Annotated in this window: 18 protein-coding genes; 5 read left to right on the top strand and 13 right to left on the bottom strand. The window is 69.4% G+C overall.

Translation table 11 applies throughout. The features are described 5' to 3' along the window. Positions 1-641 (bottom strand): alpha/beta fold hydrolase (locus tag ABT130_RS33730; protein ID WP_350962387.1); only part of this gene is annotated, 641 nt, incomplete at its 3' end. A 69-nt stretch (positions 642-710) separates the two neighbouring features. On the opposite strand from ABT130_RS33730, the gene ABT130_RS33725 reads away from it, so the two are divergent. Beyond that, the gene (locus ABT130_RS33725) at positions 711-1265 is read left to right on the top strand and encodes a TetR/AcrR family transcriptional regulator (protein WP_350962385.1); all 555 of its coding nucleotides are present in this window, start codon (positions 711-713) and stop codon (positions 1263-1265) included. A gap of 12 nt (positions 1266-1277) precedes the next feature. Here the strand turns inward: ABT130_RS33725 and ABT130_RS33720 are convergent, their stop codons facing one another. The 4 genes from ABT130_RS33720 to ABT130_RS33705 all read right to left on the bottom strand — a co-directional run bounded on the left by ABT130_RS33720 (position 1278) and on the right by ABT130_RS33705 (position 5735). After that, entirely contained in the window at positions 1278-2489 is a 1212-nt protein-coding gene (locus ABT130_RS33720; protein WP_350928100.1) for a hypothetical protein, read from the bottom strand. 31 nt (positions 2490-2520) lie between these two features. After that, positions 2521-2907, bottom strand: a complete 387-nt coding sequence (locus ABT130_RS33715) for a Rid family detoxifying hydrolase (RefSeq protein ID WP_030906870.1) — start codon at positions 2905-2907, stop codon at positions 2521-2523. A 30-nt stretch (positions 2908-2937) separates the two neighbouring features. Further along, on the bottom strand, positions 2938-4047 hold the full coding sequence (locus tag ABT130_RS33710) for an alanine racemase (protein ID WP_350962382.1): 1110 nt from the start codon (positions 4045-4047) through the stop codon (positions 2938-2940). Positions 4048-4211: 164 nt separating this feature from the next. After that, entirely contained in the window at positions 4212-5735 is a 1524-nt protein-coding gene (locus ABT130_RS33705) for an N-acyl-D-amino-acid deacylase family protein (protein ID WP_350962381.1), read from the bottom strand. A gap of 170 nt (positions 5736-5905) precedes the next feature. Between ABT130_RS33705 and ABT130_RS33700 the strand changes: the two genes are divergently transcribed. Then, positions 5906-7621: a glycosyl hydrolase family 8 gene (locus ABT130_RS33700; RefSeq protein WP_350962378.1), complete on the top strand. Its 1716-nt coding sequence runs from the start codon at positions 5906-5908 to the stop codon at positions 7619-7621. Between the two features lie 63 nt (positions 7622-7684). Here ABT130_RS33700 and ABT130_RS33695 read toward each other — a convergent pair whose 3' ends face one another. Then, complete coding sequence (locus ABT130_RS33695; RefSeq protein WP_350962376.1) at positions 7685-8431, bottom strand: hypothetical protein; 747 nt, start codon at positions 8429-8431, stop codon at positions 7685-7687. Positions 8432-8661: 230 nt separating this feature from the next. Between ABT130_RS33695 and ABT130_RS33690 the strand changes: the two genes are divergently transcribed. Continuing rightward, on the top strand, positions 8662-9411 hold the full coding sequence (locus ABT130_RS33690) for a hypothetical protein (protein WP_350962373.1): 750 nt from the start codon (positions 8662-8664) through the stop codon (positions 9409-9411). 80 nt (positions 9412-9491) lie between these two features. Here the strand turns inward: ABT130_RS33690 and ABT130_RS33685 are convergent, their stop codons facing one another. The 6 genes from ABT130_RS33685 to ABT130_RS33660 form a co-directional block, all read right to left on the bottom strand. Beyond that, on the bottom strand, positions 9492-10016 hold the full coding sequence (locus ABT130_RS33685) for a hypothetical protein (protein WP_350962371.1): 525 nt from the start codon (positions 10014-10016) through the stop codon (positions 9492-9494). Positions 10017-10339: 323 nt separating this feature from the next. Next, the gene (locus ABT130_RS33680) at positions 10340-10660 is read right to left on the bottom strand and encodes a hypothetical protein (protein WP_350928114.1); all 321 of its coding nucleotides are present in this window, start codon (positions 10658-10660) and stop codon (positions 10340-10342) included. Between the two features lie 511 nt (positions 10661-11171). Beyond that, a complete protein-coding gene (locus ABT130_RS33675) occupies positions 11172-11924 on the bottom strand; it encodes a MerR family transcriptional regulator (protein ID WP_350962368.1) in 753 nt (250 codons plus the stop codon). Then, positions 11914-13176, bottom strand: coding sequence for an MFS transporter (locus tag ABT130_RS33670; protein ID WP_350962365.1), 1263 nt, complete (start codon positions 13174-13176; stop codon positions 11914-11916). The genes ABT130_RS33675 and ABT130_RS33670 overlap by 11 nt, the downstream gene beginning before the upstream one ends. Before the next feature lie 395 nt (positions 13177-13571). Beyond that, positions 13572-17054 (bottom strand): DUF4153 domain-containing protein, encoded by a 3483-nt coding sequence (locus ABT130_RS33665; RefSeq protein ID WP_350962363.1) that lies wholly within the window; start codon positions 17052-17054, stop codon positions 13572-13574. Positions 17055-17317: 263 nt separating this feature from the next. Further along, positions 17318-18007, bottom strand: a complete 690-nt coding sequence (locus ABT130_RS33660) for a response regulator transcription factor (protein WP_326636357.1) — start codon at positions 18005-18007, stop codon at positions 17318-17320. A 351-nt stretch (positions 18008-18358) separates the two neighbouring features. Between ABT130_RS33660 and ABT130_RS33655 the strand changes: the two genes are divergently transcribed. Next, positions 18359-18727: an ArsR/SmtB family transcription factor gene (locus ABT130_RS33655; protein WP_350962360.1), complete on the top strand. Its 369-nt coding sequence runs from the start codon at positions 18359-18361 to the stop codon at positions 18725-18727. A 165-nt stretch (positions 18728-18892) separates the two neighbouring features. Here ABT130_RS33655 and ABT130_RS33650 read toward each other — a convergent pair whose 3' ends face one another. After that, entirely contained in the window at positions 18893-19834 is a 942-nt protein-coding gene (locus tag ABT130_RS33650) for a GNAT family N-acetyltransferase (RefSeq protein ID WP_350962357.1), read from the bottom strand. Positions 19835-20159: 325 nt separating this feature from the next. On the opposite strand from ABT130_RS33650, the gene ABT130_RS33645 reads away from it, so the two are divergent. Beyond that, complete coding sequence (locus ABT130_RS33645; RefSeq protein WP_350962355.1) at positions 20160-21008, top strand: arylamine N-acetyltransferase family protein; 849 nt, start codon at positions 20160-20162, stop codon at positions 21006-21008. Positions 21009-21079 lie beyond the last annotated feature (71 nt).

Raw genomic sequence — 21079 nt, 5'->3', positions numbered from 1 at the left:
GGGGCCGCCAGCACGCCCAGGTGCCCCCGGCGGGGGATCAGGATCAGGCGCCCGTTCCGGCAGGCCCGGAGAAAGTCGCGCTCGTTCGCCCGGAACGGGTCCCGGGCGCCGTTGACCAGCCAGACGCGCCCCGGGTAGGCGGCCAGCGCAGCGAGCTGGTCGTGGCCGGTGACGGCCTCGACGACCTGGGGCATCACCTCGCAGGAGAGCCCACCCGCCACCATCGCCTCCCCGACGGGACCTGGCAGGAGGCGGCGGAGGCCGTAGGAACTGATCCGGTTCGCGAGCGACGGGTTCCTGGCGGCGAGCGAGGCGGCGAACCGGTAGGTTCCGGCCGCCGCCGGGCCACGGGCCGTGCATCCCATCGCCATCAGCCCCGCCACCCGCCCGGGGAAGCGCTCGGCGGTGGCGATGCCGACGTACCCGCCGAGCGAGAGACCGGCCACCAGTGCCCGGCCGCCCAGCGCGTCGACGGCGTCGGCGACCGCCGACGTCGCCGCGTCCATCGTGAACGGCTCGCCGGAGCGGGTGCCGTGGCCGGGCAAGTCGACCGCCACCGCGGGACGGTCGAGGCGGGAGATGACGGGGCCCCACATGGTCGCGCTGAGCCGGATGCCGTGGACGAAAACGATGGGGAGCATGAGACCTCCGGGTCAGATGGATGCCTCGATTAAAACACAACGCACCGTTGCGTTGTTATGGTTGGACGCATGGCACCCCGTAAGGAACAGCAGATCTTCCAGGCGACGCTCGAACTGCTCGCGGCCAAGGGCTATGAGGGCCTGACCGTGGAGGGAGTGGCGGAGCGGTCGGGGGTCAACAAGACCACGATCTACCGCTGGTGGCCGTCGAAGGCGGCGCTGCTGGCCGCCGCCCTGGTCGAGGCCGACCTGCTCACGATGGAACCACCGGACACCGGCGGTCTCAGGGGCGATCTGGAGGCCCTGGTCGAGGGGGTGGCCGCGCTGCTCACCCGTCCCCCGGCCGCCGATGTCGCGGTGGCCGCCCTCGGCGCCGCCGTCCACCACCCCGAGCTGGCAGCGGCGACCCGGGGCTTCTTCGCCGACCGGTTCGCGCGGGAGGAGGCCGTCTTCGACCGCGCGCGGCGGCGCGGCGAGCTGTCGGCCGAGGCCGACCCCATGCTCATCGTGGACCTGCTCGCCGGGGCGGTCTGGCTGCGCGCGGTCTTCCGCGCCCTCCCCCTCGACGAGGACTTCGCCGCCCGGGCCGTGAGCGCCGTCCTGGACGGCTCCCTCGCCCGGTGAGATCAGGTGAGGTCAGGCGGAGAGCGCGCCCGGGATGCGGTCCAGGATCGGGTAGGGCATGAGCCCGTACGCGTAGAAGTCGACCGCGTCCGCCCCCGAGGCCCGCACGGCGCGGACCTTGGCCGCGAGGCGCTCGGCCGAGTCGGTGTCGGGGAGGCCGGGCCGGAGGACGACCCGCAGTTCCCTGTCCTTGCCCGTCGAGCGGCGGTAGGCGACCACGTCGTCCGCCACCCTGCCCGCGTCGCGGGCGTAGGCGAGCACGCCGAGCGAGGGCACCAGGTCGCCGAGGGCGACCAGGTCGACGCCGAGCTGCCAGGAGTCGTGCGCGGCGAGCCCCGGCGAGGGCAGACCGTCGCGGTAGCCCTTGACGGAGCCGGTGGCGTCCAGGAAGACCAGCCGTGAGCCCTCGGCGGTGACGGCGGTGGAGACGTCGGAGACCAGCGAGGTCACCACCTCGGAACGGGCCCGCGCGTAGGCGACCACCTCGGGACCCGCGTACGCGGTCAGTGCCGCGCGGGTCACCTCGCCCTGGGCGGGCGGGTCGCCGTCGAGGACGGCGCCCACGATCCTGGTGCACTCCTCGCGTGCCACCTCGGCGTTGACCCCCAGGCCGGCCGCTCCGCGCATGCAGAAGTCGCAGAAGCAGAGGCCGAGCAGGAACGTGTCCATCGGCCCGAGCGGGACGAAGCTGCGCTCGTGGTGGTAGCCGTGGCCGAACGTCGAGAAGTGCAGCGCCTCGGCCACCACGCTGTCGACGCCCTGCCTGGCCACCGCCCTGCCCAGCGCGACCGCGTACCGCCGAACGTCGGGGTGGGAGGGGCACAGGTCCACGGGCGAGCTCCGGTCACCGAAGCAGTTGCGTACCGTCACGTCGGGGTTGGCCAGGCCGAGCGTGGTGTTCTGCAGGAAGACGGTCCAGCCGTGCAGCGCGAGTCCCCGCTCGGCGGTGGCCAGGCGGAGCGCGGCCAGCGGCTCCTCTTCCGCGCCTTCCTGGACCGGCGGGACCAGCCGCAGCTCGCCGAACAGGTCGGCGGGCGGCGTGAAGTGCGCACCGTCGCTGCGGAGCGTCACCCGGGAGCGGCCGTGCGGGGTGACGTCGCGGGCGCGGCGATACGCCGCGGCCACGGTCATCCCCGTCAGGCCGTATCCGGTGATCCGGTCAAGGACCGCCTCCATGCCCTCCCCGCGTACGTCCTCGACGTAGACGTATAGCGAGCTGTCCAAGCCGCCGCCCTCCCATGAAGTCGGTCAGACTCTAACGCGGCTTGTAGGCCACGAAGTCGATCTCGACAAGGATGTCCATCAGGTCGGAGCCGACGGTCGTGCGGACGGGATAGGGGCGGGTGAAATAGGACTTGTACGCCTCGTTGTAGGCGGCGAAGTCACGCTTGAGGTGCTGCAGGTGCACCGTCGACTTCACCACGTCGTCGAAGCCGAGGCCGTGCGCCGCGAGGATGGCGCCGAGGTTGCGCATCACCTGATGCGTCTGCTCGGCCACCTCGGTCCCGACGACCTCGCCGGTCTCGGGGCTCAGCGGCCCCATGCCCGAGGTGTAGACGAAATCGCCGACCACGAGGCCCTGCGAGTACGCCCCCACGGGCGCCGCGCCCTCGTCGGTACGCAGCTCCTGCTTGCCGCTCATCTCGTCACTCCTCAAAAGGGGGAAGGGGGATCAGAAGAAGGTGTTTATCAGATCGACGACGACGTACTCCTCGTCGACCACCGGCATGACCCGCCACTTGTCGAAGGCGGTGCACGGATGGGAGATGCCGAACGACACCAGGTCCCCCGGCTTCACCGGCGATCCCGGCGCCAGTCTCAGGACCGTGTGCTGGTCCTGGACCTTGAGCACCGTCGCGTCCGCGACGGCTCCGCGCGGGATCGGCAGCCCCTCGTCGAAGGGGGCGTCGCGCTTGCCGAACCCGACCACGGCCAGGCCGGGCTCGGGAACGCTCAGCACGTGTGCCCAGATCTCCAGCGCGGCGCGCAGTTCCCCGTCCATCCGGGTGTACGGGGTGCGCTCGCGGTAGTAGCCGTCGTCGTGGGAGACGTAGGCGCCGCTGCGCAACATGACCCTGGCCCGGCAGGTGGCGAGCTCGCGGCCGATCACGTCGAACCACTGGCTGCCGCCCACGGACAGGATCGGGTCGCGCACCCGCAGGTGCTCCAGCGCCTCCAGCAGCCGGTACAGGTAGGCCCGCACCTCGCCGGCGGATCCCAGCGAACCCTCGTACCCGGCGACGCCGGCCAGTTGCACGCCCTCGGCCGTCTGCGCCGCAGAGGCGACCTCCAGCAACTCGGCGAGGGTACGGCTGCCGCCCCGGCCGCCCTCATGGCCCAGCTCCGCCAGGACCCGGAACGGCCTGGCCCCGGCGTGCCGGGAGAGCGTCTCGACCCCGGCCACCGAGTCGACGAAGCAGAGGAGCTCGAACGCGGGGTCCTCCGCCAGCTGCGCGGCGAGTGCGTCCAGCCCCGCGGGGTCGAAGACCTGGTTGGCGAGGACGATCCTCGCGACTCCGAACTCGCGCAGGGTGAGCGCCTGGCTGGGGGTGGCGACGGTCATCCCCCACGCGCCCGCCTCCAGCTGCGCCCTGATGAGCTCTGGCGACATGGTGGTCTTGGCATGCGGGGCGAAGATCAGCCCGTACGCCCCGGTGAAGGCCGCGAGCGTCGCGATGTTGTGCTCCAGCGCGCTTCTGTGGGCCACCATCACCGGGAAGGTGAACGCCCCACCGAACAGCGAGGCCCCCAGCGCCCCTTCGGGATCCACGATCCCCTTCACGTCCCGGCCCTTCCTGTGGTCACCTGTACGGATTTAGCGGGCATCGGCCGTTGAATCCGGGCGTGGGAGGTCACATCCCCGTTGGTCGCCCTGAGGACCCTATCCTCCTGGCGCCCTCTCCGGTGCCGTGTTGTCAGAGCCGCGGCTCGTCAGGGCCGTGGCTTTCAGGGGCGCAGCGCCCTGCCGGGGGTGGCGCCGGTGAGCTGGCCTCCGGCGAGGACCGGGACCCCGGAGACGAGGACGTCGCCGATCCCGGTGGCCGGGGTGCGCGGGGCGGCGTAGGTGGCCAGGTCGGCGACCGCTCCCGCGTCGAGGACGACCAGGTCGGCGACCTGTCCCGGGCGGACGAGCCCGCGCCCTTCGAGGCCGAAGCGGCGTGCCGGGTGCGAGGCGAGGTGGACCGCCGCCTGCTCCAGGGTCCAGTCCCCGGTCTGGCGGACGTGGTGGCCGAGCATCCTGGCGAACGCCCCGTAGCCCCGGGGGTGGGGGTGGCCGCCCACGTAGATGCCGTCGGAGCCGCCGGTGTGCGCCGGGTGGCGCAGGATCGCGCGGACCGAGGCCTCCCCCTCGGGGCCCTCGTCGGGGCGAGCCACCACGCATCCGGCCTCCAGCCGGGTGTCGATCAGGATCCGGCGGCAGAACTCTCCCGGCTCCAGCCCCGCCTCGTCGGCGGCCTCGGGCAGCGTCAGCCCCTCGGCCCACTCGGCACCTGGCACGTGGGAGAGGGTGACCCTCGGCCAGAGCCTCTCGTCCCACTCGATCCGTTCGGACTCCAGCATCTCCAGCGCCCGGTCGACGTCGGCGGCCGGGACCCACCGAGGCAGCGCGACCATCGCCAGGATGGTGCTGCCCCGCAGGTAGGGATAGGTGTCGAAGGTGATGTCCAGCCCCCGGAGCCGGGCCTCGTCGACCAGTGGCAGGAGGATCGCGGCCGGGCCGTGGTAGTGCGAGACGTGCACCGCGACACCCGAGCGCCGGGCGATGTCGGTCACCTCGGCCATCCCCTCCGGGGCCGCCGCCCCGTACCCGCGCATGTGCGTCACGTACGGCAGGCGGCCGAGCGGCGCGCAGAGCGCGGCGAGCTCGGCGGCGTCGGCGTAGCGGCCGGGGGCGTACTCCAGCCCGGTGGAGAGGCCGACCGCTCCCTCGGCCAGGCCACGCTCGACGCGGGCCAGCATCGCGGCCAGCTCGTCGGCGGAGGCGGCCCGTTCGGCGGCGCCCATCACGTCGTACCGGATCGTGCCGTGCGGCAGCAGGTAGGCGGTGTTCAGCGCGGTCGCCCTGTCGTAGCCGTCGAGCAGTTCCCCGACGCCGATCGGCCCGTCGGCCGAGGGGTGGACGCCATTGACCGCCGCGAAGTAGCGGGTGGCGTAGGCGAAGGTCTCCGGAGTGGTGGAGGGTGCGAAGGAGAGCCCGTCCTGGCCGAGGACGAAGGTGGTCACCCCCTGCCGGAGCGCGGCGAGCTGCACCTCCTTGTCCAGGACGAGGGCGTCGCCGTGGGCGTGGCAGTCCACGAGGCCGGGCATGACATGGCGCCCGGCGGCCTCGACCACCGTGGTGGCCGCCGCCGCGTCCAGGCGGCCCACGGCCGCGATCCGGTCACCGGTGACGCCGACGTCGGCCCGGCAGGCCGGGGCACCGGTGCCGTCGAGCACCCAGCCATCCCTGATCAACACATCAAACGACATGCCCGGATTCAATCACCGGGAAGGTGTTCGAGGCACCCGTCACCTGTCTGCGTTCTCCCTGGTTTTCCGCTACATCGCACGCAACCGGGAATTTGGGCCCCCTGCCCTCTTGACCGTGACGTGTCATGGATGGTGGCATCTTTTCCTAGTTAGGAACCTTTCCTAACTAGATGATCGCAGAGAGGGCACCCCCTGTGCATGCGAGACCACGTCTCCAACGCCCCTCGACCGTCCTCGTTCTGGCACTGGCGTCGGCACTGATCGCATCGGTGTTCGTGCTGGCGGCCCCGCCCGGCTTCGCCGCCGACTCCCTGCTGTCCCAGGGCCGTCCGGCCACCTCGTCCTCCAACGAGGACGCCACGTTCCTCCCCTCGGCCGCCTTCGACGGCAACACCACCACCCGCTGGGCCTCCGCCGAGGGCCACGACCCCGAGTGGCTCCGCGTCGACCTCGGCGGCTCCGCCACGATCTCCCGGGTCAAGCTGACCTGGGAGGCCGCGTACGGCAAGTCGTACCGGATCGAGACCTCTCCCGACGGCAACGTCTGGACCTCCGTCTACTCCACCACCTCCGGCGACGGTGGCGTCGACGACCTGACCCTGTCCGGCACCGGCCGCTACGTGCGGATGTACGGCACCGCGCGCGGCACCGTCTACGGCTACTCGCTGTACGAGATGGAGGTCTACGGCAGCACCGGCGGCACCCCGAGTCCCACCCCGACGATCACTCCCGGCGGCCCCGGCGTGCCGTTCGGCTCGCACACGATTCCCTACGCGGCCGGGATGCTGCGCCCCAGTGGCGCCCAGGCCACGCTCGACCAGAAGGTGATCGACTACTACCAGCGCTGGAAGGCCGCCTTCGTCAAGCAGAACTGCGGCAACGGCTGGTACCAGATCATCTCCCCCGACGCCGACCACCCGTACGTGGCCGAGGCGCAGGGCTACGGCATGGTCATCACCGCCACGATGGCCGGGGCCGACCCGGACGCGAAGAAGATCTTCGACGGCCTGGTGAAGTACGTGCTGGCGCACCCGTCGTCGATCACCCCCGGTCTGCTCGCCGCCGAGCAGAACACCGCCTGCCAGAGTGTCAACGGCGGCGACTCGGCCACCGACGGCGACCTGGACGTGGCCTACGGCCTGCTCCTGGCCGACCGGCAGTGGGGCAGCACGGGCACCTACAACTACAAGCAGCTCGCGATCAACCACATCAACGCGATCAAGGCCGGTGAGGTCAACCCGACCACCAAGCTGATGAAGCTCGGCGACTGGAGCAGCTCGGGCGACCAGTACTACTGGATCAGCCGCTCCTCGGACTGGATGATCGACCACTTCAGGGCGTTCCGCAAGGCCACCGGCGACACGACCTGGGACACCGTCCGCACCAACCACCAGAACCTGATCGCCTCCCAGCAGTCGACCTACGCGGCGAGCACCGGCCTGCTGGCCGACTTCGTGGTCAACACCAACACCACCCCGAAGCCGGCCCCCGGCCAGGTCCTGGAGGACCCCAACGACGGCAAGTTCTGGTGGAACGCCTGCCGTGACCCGTGGCGGATCGGCAACGACGCGGTGACCAGCGGCGACGCCAAGTCACTCGCCGCCGCGCGCAAGCTCAACACCTGGATCAAGAGCAAGACCGGCGGCAACCCGAACAACATCGCGGTCGGCTACTCGCTCAACGGCACCCAGATCTCCAGCGGCAGCGAGCCGGCCTACTTCGCCCCGTTCGCGGTGGCGGCGATGACCGACTCCGGCAGCCAGGCCTGGCTGGACGCCCTGTGGACCAAGATGCTCAACACCCCGTTCACCGCGAGCGACTACTACTCGACCAGCATCCAGCTCCAAGTCATGATCACCGTAACCGGCAACCACTGGGTGCCCTGACCCTCGTACGCAACGGTGCGGCCCCCGCCCTCCGGCGGGGGCCGTGCTCGGACCAATGGTCACTCAGGGAACCGCGTCCTGGACCTGTCCCGTCAAGGCCAGGTACTCCTCATGGGGCAGGCCGCGTGTTTCGAACCCCAGCATGTTCTGCTCGGCGAAGCGCCGCGTGTCCTCTGGATCCCACCTTCCGGGCAGGTGAACCAGTGGCCGACCAGGCCCGCCGAACACGATGAGGCCGCGGAGGTCCGGCTCGGCTGTGTAACACAGCAGTAGATCGGCCTGGGGAGTCGGGTGCAGGCCATCCTCCGACTCCAGCGCCGGCTGACCGTGCTTGAAGAGGAGACGGCAGGCCTGGCCGTCCAGACGCGAGAGCTCGCGGGCACCTGACGTCCGAGACCGATTCAACCGGGCATGGGCGCGGCCGGCCCGCATGTCGCGCCACATGTTGGTGATCATTCTGAGGTAACGGAGATTGTTCACGTCATCGAGCAGATGCATGCGTGGGCTCTCATGGTGAGCCGGAGGGCCGGTGGGTGGAAGTCCATGCCAGCCCGAGGCGCGGCGGGCCAGGACGACCCTCACCTCAGCGGCGGTGCCGTACCGCCGGAACTCGAAGATCAGCCCATGGTCGGCGGCGAATCCCTCCAACTCGTGCCGAGGTCTGGCTCCCGGCGAGCAGAGCAGGATCAGCCCGTCACCGTCCAGGACGGCCACGCCGTACATCGTCCTGTTCTCTGCGGGGTAACCGTAGGAGACAAGCGTCCTGGCTCGTCCGGTAAGCGCGCGGACGCGCGGGGTTAAGTTGGTCAAGGCACGTCACCCTTCGCTGGTACGAGGTCAACACACGACCGATCAGCGCCGACTGCTTCCCCGTCTGACCAGGACGACGGATAAGACGGACATAAAGTTCCAATCGAGTTGGACGAAGCGCCAAAACAGGGGCGTCGGAAGTGGAACCGGTGACCGCTGTTCCTCGTTGATCATATAGAAATGATCCCCCCGAGATTCGAGGGAATTTGTCCTCAAGCATTCTCCGACCGTTGTGCACGGTCCTCGCGGCCTTTCTGCTGACCGGCTGCGCGTTCGATTATCCGGTGCTCTCCCCCGTGGAGACGATCTCTGAGGACCCGGAGGACATCAAGGAAATCATGGAGCTGGAGGACCCGGAGGACATCATGGACCTGGAGGAGGATCCATCGTACATAGTGATCTGCGTCAGGAAGCGAACACGGATTCGCGTCGCCTATCGCCCGTGTGACGACGCCGAATCCGGCTTTGCCTGGTACTTCACGCCGATAGAGGTAAAAGTTCCGGCCACCGGCAGGAAGGCGAGGGGCGGCTCCTTCAGGGACCCAGGCTACGAGGGCAGCCGTGCCCGCGCCCGTGGAGGCCTCGGCTTCGAGGCGGCCGTCCTCCACAAGGACCGGGTCGAGGTGTGCGTGAAGCAGAGTACGCGCATCAGGACGGCAGACAGTAGGTGCGACAACTTCGAAGAAGGTTTCGCCTGGTACCGCATTCCCCTCGACGGCTACGTTCCCGCGCTGGGGAAGAAAGCCAAGGGCGGCTCTTTCTACTCCACCGGTACGAAGGAGCTTCGGGCGAGCGAGAAGGGCGGTGCTGCGGCCAAGGCCGTCATCGAATCCAACAAGCCGAACAACGTCACACCTACGAAGGGGCCTCGCTGCACTTGGACAGTCAATGGAAAGTGCGCCAGTTCGACCACTGGCTGTGGTTACGGGGCCTGTGGGCATAACGGCGGCTACCCCGGCATAGCCCCTATGAGGCCATGATTAAGCCTGTCAGGAGTACGCGGGCGTCCCCCGCCAAAAGGTCACCTCCTGGATGACCTCGGCCTGCCGACCGAGACCACTTACGCGGGCTCCAGGTTTCCCACGAACCGGTAGGAGAATCCCTTGCCGGCGGGGGAGTAAGCCTCAATGTCCTGATAGCCGCCCGTGGCGGTCACCGGGATGCGCAGCAGCAGATCGTCGCCGATGAGGTCGTCCTCCCACACCTCGATCGTGAACGAGCCTCCGGCAACGGTGGTCTGGCTCTTGTACGCCCCGGCGGCGCGCTCTGTGGAGCCGGCGGTGCACATCGAATAATCCCATACCCAGCAGGTTCCGGCCTTGGTGTCGGCCTCGTCGCCGTTGGTGGGCCAGCCGATGTACTCAGCGCCGTTCGGACCTATGATCCGCACACGGATCTCGTCCTCGCCGCTCTCCTCAAGGTCGAAGGCCTGAAGCGAGCCGAACACGATCTTGAGGAGGGGTCCGGCGGCGGCCGTGTCGGCGCCGAGAGCAGGGGGCTCGGCGGCCTGGGCCGGAGACGCGAGGGCCGCGACGAGTGTCAGCCCGGCGGCCAGGGTGCCGACCCTGGACAGGATGTTGTTCATGCGCTCCTCGTTTTCCGTTGACAGGCGGGCTCCAGGCGGAAATTGAGCCTGTGGTGGTAGCCGTTCACGTCGACCCGGTGAGTGGTGATGACGTTCGCCATCCAGCCTGCCGGGGGCGTCTTGTCGACGGCTTGGAGCCTGCTGGTGGCGGGGGGACCGGCATGTCCGTCCGCGCATGAGATGCCCTGGCCGCCACACGCGGACGCCACCGCGACGGCCACACCACCCCCGCCCCCACTACACCTGGGACCACGAAGCCGCCATACGTGACGCGGGCAGGCGCTCCCGCCCGCGTCCTCCGGGGGTTATTGCCGTGAGCCGGGTCAGCGCCAGATGAGGTAGTAATAGGCCCAGTAAGCGAGAAATGCCATCAGAAGCAAGCTGGACACAAAGACCCCCAATGCGATTCCAAAGAATCTGCCGCCTGCCCCCTGGAATCTCAGCGAGGCTCCGACAAGCGCCCCGGCCACAGGCAGCCCGACCAGGATGAGCACCGGAATGAACAATTGTCGCAGACCGAATTCGCTTACCTCGATCACCACGCGGCGGATCGGCATGGCAATAAAGATCGCACTCAACAAGACGAGCACGAAGGCGATGGGCTTGTAATTCTGCTCATTCGAATCCGAGGAGCCGGTAGTCATAGTGACCACATGCCGGCATCGCCGTAGTGCGACGTCAAGACTGCTGTTGATCGACGGTTTTCAGAGAGAAACCATCCGGCCGCCGCCGGCAAGGAGAGCAGCCACGGTTTCTGCATAGCAGGAGGAATCGGCACCGAAAAAGTGTGGTGCCATCTCCGCATTGCTCGCCATGCCTTGCTCGGTGTCTCTACCAAAGCTGCACGATCTCCACACAAGCTGCCGCCGACGGTCTGGATGAAAAGCACCGGTCTCCGGTTTCACCTGATGAACCGAGAGCAGCTGAGCGCACCGGGGTGAAGCAGCCGGTGATGGGAGGCTCCAGTAACATCCCCACGTTCGCGGACATGGACATGGACATGGACATGGACATCCAAGCCTGGGCCCTACTCAGTAGCGCGTCCGGCGTCGAGCTCGCCACCGCTTTCCGGGGCGTCGGCAATACCACATGTCGTGTTTGACGCCACTGCTGGACGGGTGCCTCCAGGATGACGGTGGTGCGGGGCGCGGGCAGTCAGTTGATGTCGTTGAATCGTGCGCCGATGAGATCGAGTGCGTGTTGCTGCGTGTTGCTGAGAACATCTGTTGTGTATTCGGTGAAGAGTCCAGTAACTCCGGTGAGGTCTACGCCTGACTCTGTTTCGTTGAGTTCTCGCACGATCGGCGCGAAGGTTGTGACGAACTCGTCAACGAACCGGTCAAGTTCATCGTCGCTGGTGTGGGGTCCCAGGCTTTCGAACTGTGCGGTCACGGTTGTGATGGCGGGCAGGAGAGCGGGGTCGCTGATCCGTTCGTAGTACCCGACGAGGTGGGGCATGCCGTCGGTGCCGACCAGGTGGGCGAGGAGAACGGTTTGATCCCGGTCGATTCGTGCCATCGCCGGGGAGAGCCTGCCGGCCGCAAAGGTGGTGAGAAACCGTGCGAGCTCGGGCGGGATGTCCGGCGCTGCTTTCTGTTCCCGGAGCCGGGCGATGAGATCGCGCTGCGTGGTGAGCCGGTCGATCTGGGCGGCGAGTTCTTGATCGAGCTGATCAAGAAGCCCTATGGCCTGATCGCCGGTCTCATCGAGAAGGGCGGGCATCTGCTCCAGTGGTATTCCGAGGGCGGCGAGACGTCTGATACGTAGGACTCGGATCAGATCGTGCACGTCGTACTGCCGGTAGCCGTTGGGTCCGCGGGGCGGCTCGTCGAGGACGCCGACCTGATGGTAATGGCGGAGTGCTCGGACGGTGACTCCGGCGAGCGAGCCGAGTTCGCTACTGTTCACCGCTGGTCACCTGCGCCTCGTTCGTCATCATTTGCTCTGGGTTCTCTGGTTCCAGTTTATGAAGCGACCGTGCGGTCAGTGCGAGGACGAAGGCGACGGTCCATACGGCTGCGAGTGCGAGAGCTGCGACATTGACGCTGATGTACTCGGTGAGCATGGCTGCCAGCACGATGCCGACCGGTGGGGCGGCGGTCATCATGGCGTTCTGGGTGCCCATGATCCGTCCTCGCATCGTCTCGGGTATCCGCTCGATCATGAGCACGCCGATCAGGCTGCCGAACAGTCCGCTGGAGAATCCGACGACGGACGCCCCAGCGAACACCACCCATACGGACGGTAGCGCGGCGATGAGGGCGATCCCGACTGTTGTTCCGGCGAGACCGGTGACGAACCAGGCTCGGCGGGCACCGCGCGTGCCGACTGCGGCGTAGCTCGCGCCGCCGAGGAGCATCCCGAGGGCAAGGGCGCTCAGCACGAAACCGAGGAGGCCGGGCTGGTTCTCCTGGGTGAAGAACACCGGCAGCACGAGCCCTTGCAGCGCCCCGAGGACTAACACCGATGCCAAGCTGATCATGGTGACTGCAAGCAGAAAGCGACTGCGGAACAGGGCCCACCAGCCGTCACGCAACTGTGACCACCCGGTACCGGTCGGAGCCGCCGCGATACCGTCCTCCGACATGATCGTGCCGACGTGCCGCGGAATCAGGAGCGTGATCAGCGCAGCCACCAGCGACGTAGCGGCGGTGATCCACAACACCGTTGAGCCGTCGAAGAGGATCATGAGAGTCCCTGCCGCTGCCGGTCCCAGCAAGATCGCCACCGCGCCCAGCATCTCTCGCACCCCCATCAGTCGTTCGGCACTGACGCCCCCGTGGCGAACGACCGCGGGAAGCAGCGCTTCCCGCGCCGTCGCACCGGGCACGTCGCCGAGCGAGCCGATGATGCCGAACAGAATGAACCACCCCAGGTTGAGCCCCGACACCAGATCGACCAGCGGCAACGCGGCGATCGACGCGGCAGAGACGAGATCGGTGATCACCGAGGATGTGCGCCGGTTGATGCGGTCGATGACCACCCCCATCAGCAACCCCGCAAGAACGGCCGGGACAACGGTCGCTGCGGCGACCGCCCCTGCACCAAGCACACTCCCCGTGGTCTGTAACACGATCAACGGCAACGCGATCCCCGCGATCGAGTTCCCGAGCAGGGACAACAGGTACGAGGCGAGATATGCGACGGGAACGAGCTTCATATCTCAAGCACAAACTATGACGTAGGGGCGGAGTCAAGCTCACCGCAGAACGCAGGGCGGGGGCCTACATCCCGATGCCGTGCTCGTGCTGTGGACCGTGTCGCTGTTGCGGGTCGTGGTTCGGTGCGGCGAGTTGTGCTTGTCGTTCGGCGCGGGCGCGGAGAAAGGCACCCGTACAGTGCGCGACACGAGTGGGCGGATGAGCCGACCGGTGCCGGCTGGTCCCAGGGCGTGTCGATGGCCTACCTCAAGGAACCGGCCGCACACTGGCGCACCGTTTCCGTGAACATGCGGCCCCGGGGGCCGGCCGGTAACCCAGGATCAGTTCGGCCGAGCACCGTGCGGTGCGGGCCGCCGGCGGACGAGTCGTCCGGCCCGGCGGCCCCCGAAGTCGCTCAGTCCTGGTTGGGGATCTCCAGGCGGGAGAGGGTCTGCGAGCACGAGGCGTTCCTGATCGCCGGTCGCCGGGCCAGGAGTTCCCGTGCCTCGCGCCGGGCCAGGTTCCAGCCGTTCCAGGAGTCGGGTCCGGCGAGGTCGTTGGCCGCGATCACGTCCAGCAGGACGCAGCTGCGGGACGGCTCGGGCAGCCGGTCCAGTACGGGTACGGCCTCGGCGCCGAGGTCGCCCAGGTATTCGAGGTCGATCCGGTCCACACCCCGTACCGCGATCTGGGTCTCCGCGACCCGCAGGTCGGGGTTCCACACCGCGAACGCCAGCAGCGAGGCGCTCGTCATCAGCACGAGGGTCCTGGGCAGCCAGCGCGCGTGCCCACGCCTGGTGAGCCGGGCCGCGCCCGCCGCGAGGACCAGGGCGAAGACCCCGCCCAGCCACCAGACCGTCGCCGCCACCGAGGCCCGCAGCCGGGAGAGCCCGTAGGCCTCGGCGTACAGGTCCAGGCGGTGCAGCGCGGAGAAGAGGATCACCAGGGTCAGCACGCAGAGCAGGCCGAGCAGCCCGGCCATCAGCCACCGGTCGAAGCCCTTGAGATCCAGCGTCCCCGAGGCGACCGCGACGATCGCCAGCACGAACACGCTGACGACGACGAGCTGGAAGAATCCCGAACGCGCGTACTCGGCGTAGGTCAGCCCGGTGGCGGAGACCACCCACCGGGTGGTGCCAAACAGCACGGTGAGCTGCATCCCCACGAACGTGGCGAACAGCAGGTTGAGCGCCGTCAGCGGGGTCACCCAGATACCGCGGCCGACCGTGACCTTCAGGTCGGGGGCCTTCGGCTCGGCCACCGGCCGCAGGCCGACCAGCACGGCAGAGGCCACCACGACCGCGAAGACCACGAAGAGCAGGATCCGCAGCGGCAGCGACTCGGCCCAGGCCTGCGCGCTGAACACCTGCTGGACGGCCTCGGCGAAGACCGCGTCCGCCGAGGCGAACAGCGCCCCGAACACCGCCAGCAGCACGACGGTCAGTCCGCCCCCGAACAGCAGGGGGACCACCCTCCTGCGGTCCGCGAGACCCTTCAGCCTCGCACCGAGGAACCACGGCACCGGCAGCAGGCCGAGGAGCACCGACGCGCCTCCCCTGAGCACCCCGAGCCAGCCGCGCCCGGCCCCCGACAGAGCGAGCGCGGCCAGCAGGAACCCGGCCAGCAGGACCACCCCGACCAGCCAGTCGGCGTCCCTGAACATCACCGTCGCGACCAGCCCGTAGGCGATCGCCCCCATCCCCGCCGACCACGGGGTGATCCTGCTGCGCACCGTGGGAATCGCCGCCGCCCCCATGGCGACCGACACCAGCACGAGTCCGAGACCGGCCCTGCTGTACGGCACCGCGATCGCGGCGAGCAGCCCGACGGCGGCGGAGACCGGCAGCACCCACCGGGGGGTGTCCGGCAGGTCGGGCCGGGGGAAGACCGGCGGCGCCTCGTACCCGCCGGAGCCTCCGGACCTTCCCGGTGGCTGAACAGCCGGTCGGTATTCCTCCCGAATCGGCGCGAAACCCCCCGGGGCTCCCGGGGAGCCGCTCCTGGCACCCACCGGCTGCGCCGCTCCCTCCTTCTCCTGGACCTCCGGTACGGTGACGCGCTGCGCGACGGGTCCCCGCGCGGGAGGCCGGTGCGGGAGCGGTTCGCCGGCGGACCAGATCTCGCCGGTGGGCGTGGTGGCGCCGATGACCGTGCCGACGAACACACCGATCATGAAGAGGACGGCACCGACGAACGCGGCCAGCAGGACGTCGACGCTCGCGAGGCCGATACCCACGATCACCGCGCAGACCAGCCCGGCGACACCCCCGAGGAAGAGACCGCTGAAGGCCCCGAGCCAGTTCCGCACCACGACCTGCTCCCGGCGCACGTCCCCGTCCCGCCCGTCCCGGACGAGGACCGGCTGGGGGGGAAACGGCTGCGCGGGCGAAGAGGACGGAGGAGGTGGCACGGCGGGCGCGTCGGACTCGGGAGTGGAGGCTTCGGGGTCCGTGGAGGCGGACATGGGGACGGACACCACCTGGTGCCCGGGCTCCCCAGCGGTGACCTCCCGTCGAGGAGCACCGGTCACGGCCCGCCCCAAGGCCCCGGCCGGTTCACCGGAACCGGAGTCGATCCCGGCGGCCTCGCGAGGATCCGGCTGCTGAGCATCCCCTGAGATCTCATCAGGTTCCTGTTCCTGAGCGCTCCCGGTGACCTCGTGACGCTCACCGATCCCCGTTGCCGTGCCGCTCGCGTGCGGGGCGGAAGGCTTGGAGGCGGCGAGGTTCTCGGGGACCTCGCTCACCTGGGCCTTTTCAGGGATGGAAGGCGTCGAAGGGGTCCTGTCCGATACAGAAGGCGTATGAGCCTTACTCGCAGGTGCCTTGTCCGGGGCGCCGTCGTGCACCGCCGCGGAGTTCACCTCGGAGGGGGAATCGTCCTTGGCAGGCGGAGACGGGGGGTTCATCTCAATCCTTTCCGGAAGGTCGGTCACTATGTGGCAGCCGGGATCGTCTTCGACGTGGATGGAGCCGCCGTGGAGTTCGACGATCTCCTTGGTGATGGCCAGGCCCAGCCCGGCACCGCCGTCGTCGGCGGCCCGTCCGGCGTCCAGGCGGGAGAAGCGCTCGAACGCCCGCGCCCGGTCCTCGGCCGCGATCCCCGGTCCCTGGTCGCTCACCCGGAGCCGGACGCCCTCTCCCCTGGCCGCCGCCGCCAGCACCACGGTCCCGCCGTCGGGACTGTGCCGCACCGCGTTGTCCAGCAGGTTGGCGAGAACCTGCGCGAGCAGGTCCGGGTCGGCGCGCACGCTCAGTCCTTCCGGGACCTCGCAGCGGGCCGCCACGCCCTCCCTGGCCAGCACGGCCTCCCGGAGGGCCTGCTCGCAGAGCGGGCGCAGCTCGACGTCCTCACGTTCGATCAGCCGGGCACCGGACTCCAGCCGGGACAGGTCGAGCAGCTGCGCGACCAGCCGGCCCAGCCGCTCGGTCTGGGCGAGCGCGGTGCCGAGAGTGACGGGATCGGGCTCCGAGACCCCGTCGACCACGTTCTCCAGCACCGCCCGGAGCGCGGTGATCGGCGTGCGGAGCTCGTGGCTGACGTTGGCCACCAGATCCCGCCGCTGCCGGTCGACCTCGCCCAGATCGGCGGCCATCGCGTTGAAGGCTCGGGCGAGCTCGCCGACCTCGTCACGGGAGGTCGCGGTGACCCGCAGGCCGTACCGGCCCTTGGCGATGGTCTGCGCGGCGGCGGCCATCTCGCGGAGCGGCTTGGTCATCCCCCGCGCGAGCAGCTGCACCATGATCAGCGCGAACACGGCGGCCACCGCGACGCGCACGTTGCGCGAGTAGCCGGCGTTGAGGCCGACCTCGTTGACGACGAACGCCGCCACCACGGCCAGCAGGATCACCATGCCGAGCTTCGCCTTGATCCGGCCAAGGAAGTCGAGAGGTCTCAAGGGTCGGCGCATCCCGGTGTCGGAGGGAAAGGGCATACAGGGGTTGAGTGCCGGGGAGGGCGACCGGTTCGGACCGGGGGCTCCCCGCCCGGCGCGGCTGGAATCCCCGCCGGACGCGAGCGCCTTTCAGGGCCGTATCGGAACCCGCGTTGACGGCGTGATACGTGTTCACCGCTTGGCTGTGCTCCGTTCCTCAGCGGAGGTCGCGAACCTGAGGTCGCCGGGGCGGTCCGAGCCGGCGAGGGGTGCCCCCGGGCGTGCGTTCACTGCCGGACGAGGGCGTAACCGACGCCGTGGACGGTACGGACGACGCCGGGGCCGAGCTTGCGGCGCAGGGCACGGACGTGGCTGTCGACGGTACGGGTCGCCGCGGCCTCGGAGAAGCCCCAGATATCCGCCAGCAGCCGCTCCCGCTCGAAGACCTGGCCGGGGCGCTCGGCGAGGCGGCAGAGCAGGTCGAACTCGGTCCTGGTCAGCTGAGCCTCGTCGCCCCGCACGTAGACCCGGCGCTCGGCGGTGTCTATCTCGACGTCGGCGACGCGGATGACCGTGTCGGCCACGGCCAGCTGGGAGGCCCGCTCGACCCGGCGGAGCAGGGCGTGCACCCGGGCGACCAGCTCGCGCATGCTGAACGGCTTGGCCATGTAGTCGTCGGCCCCGACCCCGAGCCCCACGAGCAGGTCGGTCTCCTCGCCCAGTGCGGTGAGCATGAGCACCGGGACCGGTCTGGCCGCCTGCATCCGCCGGCACACCTCGAGACCGTCGAGGCCGGGCAGCAGCCGGTCGAGCACCACCACGTCGGGCCCCGTCTTCGCGTAGGCGACCAGCGCCGCCTCCCCGTCCCCGACGACCAGCACGTCGAAGCCCTCGGCGGCCAGCCTGTGGCGTACGGCCCGCGCGATCGTCTCGTCGTCCTCGACCACGAGGACACGTCGTTGCTGAGGGGTTGCCATGCTCGGCAGCGTAGACCGGAGCCGTGCAGAAGACCTGCGGTGAATTGTGAAGGTTCTGCGCACTCACCAGGCCGCGCCGTCTTCAGATGAATCCGGATCGACCGGACCGCGTCCGGCGATCGTGGACCCCCGCCTGACCCCACATCACCGGCGGGATGCCAAGACCCATGCGGTCAAGCCCCCGGCGTGGTCTCCGGCCATCGCGCGGCTCGCATGACGGATACCGCCCGCGGTCGGCGTGCGACCTCGGATACCAAAGGATCGGCGGCACCGCGGGCGGGAGGCATCGAGCCCGGCCACCATATATGACAGGATTGATTTATATAAGTAGAAACTGAAATAGTTGGACCCGTGCACGCCTTTGATGTTCTCGGTGATCCGGTCCGGCGCCGGATCCTGGAACTGCTCGCCGACGGCGAGCGGTCCTCCGGCGCGATCACCGCGGTCATCCGGGAGGAGTTCGAGATCTCCCAGTCGGCGGTGTCCCAGCATTTGCGGGTGCTGCGGGACAACGGGTTCGCGACGGTCCGCGCCGAAGGGACCCACCGCCTGTACTCAGTGGACGCCGCCCCCCTGCGGGAGGTCGACATGTGGCTGGAACGCTTCCGCCGGTTCTGGCACCGGCACCTGGACGCGCTGGCCACCGAACTCGTCCGAGGCAGACGCGAACGCCGCTCGACCGGCAGCGGCCCCAACGCCAAGAAAAGTGAGGACCCATGATCGACGCCATCGCCCAGATCAACGCCTCGCTGGCACAGTTCGCCCCGGACATCGACTCCGCACCTGATCAGAACAGGAACATCTGATCGAGGGCCGGCTTTCGAGGGGTTGGAGAAGCACCGGGCGGGACCTCCGCGAGATCGAAGGCCCCGCCCGGGCCGGAGGTCAGGCGAGGATCAGGCGGCGGCCGGTGATCCGGTAGCCGATCCGGGCGAACGAGGCGGCCATGGGCTTGTTGCCCACATCGGTGTTGTCGTTCACCTCGGGCTCCCCCTCGGCGCTGAAGATGTGCAACGCCTCGATGGCCAGGTCGTCGGCGTAGCCGTGGCCGCGGTGGGCCGGGTCCACCCCGAGATAGCCGATCGTGGCGCTCCTGGAGTTGCGGGTGGGCATCACGATGCCGACGAGCTCACCCGACGCGTCGCGGGCGAGCCGCCACCGGCCACGCCCGCCCGGCATGTCCGCGACGTCGGTCACGGTCTGCTCGGCCGTCGCCCGCGCGCCCTGCTCCGCGAGGTGGCGCCGGTCCCAGTCGTCGAGGCTGCCCTCGGTGACGCGTGCCAGCAGGTCCAGCATCACCTCGTCGTCGTCCACCGGGGCGAAGGTGAGCCGGGCGGGCCTGGGCGGCAGGCCGTACTCGGGAGACCAGCGCAGGTTGAGCCGCTCGACGGACTGCCGCAACCCGGCCCGCTCGGCGGCGGCGATCCGGTCGGAGGCGTCGGCGAGCGCGTCGGGACGCTCACGCCAGTCGGCGGGCAGGAACAGGTGGTAGTCGGGCCGGGTGCCGGACGGCGTGGCGTACCCGGGCGTGACCAGCGCCGCGTACGCGGCCCGCAGCAGGGCGGCGCCCACCTCGACCCGGTCGGGCCCGAACCCGGGGTCGAACCAGTCGAGGCTGAAGGGGTGCTCGGAGCCTGGAGGCCCCCAGAATCCGGCCCTGGCGACGACCTCGTCGCCGCGCAGCGCGACCCAGACCCATCCGGACCGGTAGTCGAGCTTGTCGAAGGGCAGGTTGCGGGCGCCCACGCCGGAGGCGGGCAGCGCGCCGTAACGGTGGAACAGGTCGAACTCGTCCGCGTCGAGCGGACGGAAAAGCAGATCGGACAAGGAAAGCTCCAGAAAGCGGGTGCGCTTCCCGGGTCTCAGGCGGCCTGTCGCCCGAGGCGGGAGCGCGTGACCAGGGTGGCGAACATGTGCTCCTCACCTCCTCACGCTCGAAGGGACGGTCAGGCTACCGATGTGCCCGTCCCATCCTCAACCGGATAAACGGGCACCCTCCCGGCGGGGCCGGCGACCGGGTGACCGGCGCCATACGGCCTACCCCCGGGCCGGCCGTGTCGGTACCCGGGCCGTGCGCCGTGCCTGCCCTCACCGGACGCGCCACACCCCGGCATCGCTAGGTCCGCGACCGTTCCGGCGTTACCGTGACGGAGTGATCGATGTCACCGCGTACCTCCGCAGGATCGGCGTCAGCGTCGACGGACCCCCGAGCGTGGAGTCACTGCACCTGCTGCATCGGGCACACGTGCAGCGAGTGCCGTACGAATGCCTGGAGATCTGGCTGGGCCGGCCGACGACCGTCGACCCCGCGGAGTCGGCCGCGCGGATCATCGGGGGCCGGGGCGGCTACTGCTACCACCTCAACGGGGCGTTCTCCCTGCTGCTGGAGGCGCTCGGTTACCGGGTGAGGAGGCACGTGGGCGGGGTGCAGGGCAAGGCCGAGGGGTCGCCGAACATAGACGGCGGTCATCTCGTACTCACCGTCTCCGGCCTGTCCTGCCCAGACAACCCCAACGGTGAGTGGCTGGTCGACCAGGGCCTCGGCGACGCGATCCACGACCCGCTCCCGCTCGTCGAGGGTACCTACCGGCAGGGCCCCTTCAGCTACGGCCTGCGCCCCTCCGAGGCGGAGCCCGGCGGATGGCGGTTCGACCACGACCCGCGCGGCGGCTTCCTCGGCATGGACTTCCGCATCGAACCCGCCGAGATGTCGGAGTTCGCCGCGATGCACGAGTTCCTGTCCACCTCCCCCGAGTCGGGCTTCGTCCGGGTGGCCACGGTCCAGCGGCGCGACGCGAGCGGTGTCGACGCGATGCGGGGCCTGGTCCTCACCCGTGTCGGCGACCGCGAGCACACCCTGACCGCGCAGACCGAACGTGACTACTTCGAGATACTGGCCGACGTCTTCGCCCTCCATCTGTCCGACGTCACCTCTGCCGAACGCGCCAAACTCTGGCAGCGCCTGTGGACCGCCCACGAGAGATGGTCTGATTTCCAGTGATTCGAGCGGCGGCTCGGTCGAACCGGGAGACATGACCTCTCCCGCCCGTACGAGCGCCTGATCTCAGCTCC

Source organism: Streptosporangium sp. NPDC001681 (genome assembly GCF_040298085.1).
GTDB lineage: Bacteria > Actinomycetota > Actinomycetes > Streptosporangiales > Streptosporangiaceae > Streptosporangium.
This window is presented reverse-complemented; position numbering and strand designations above follow the sequence as displayed.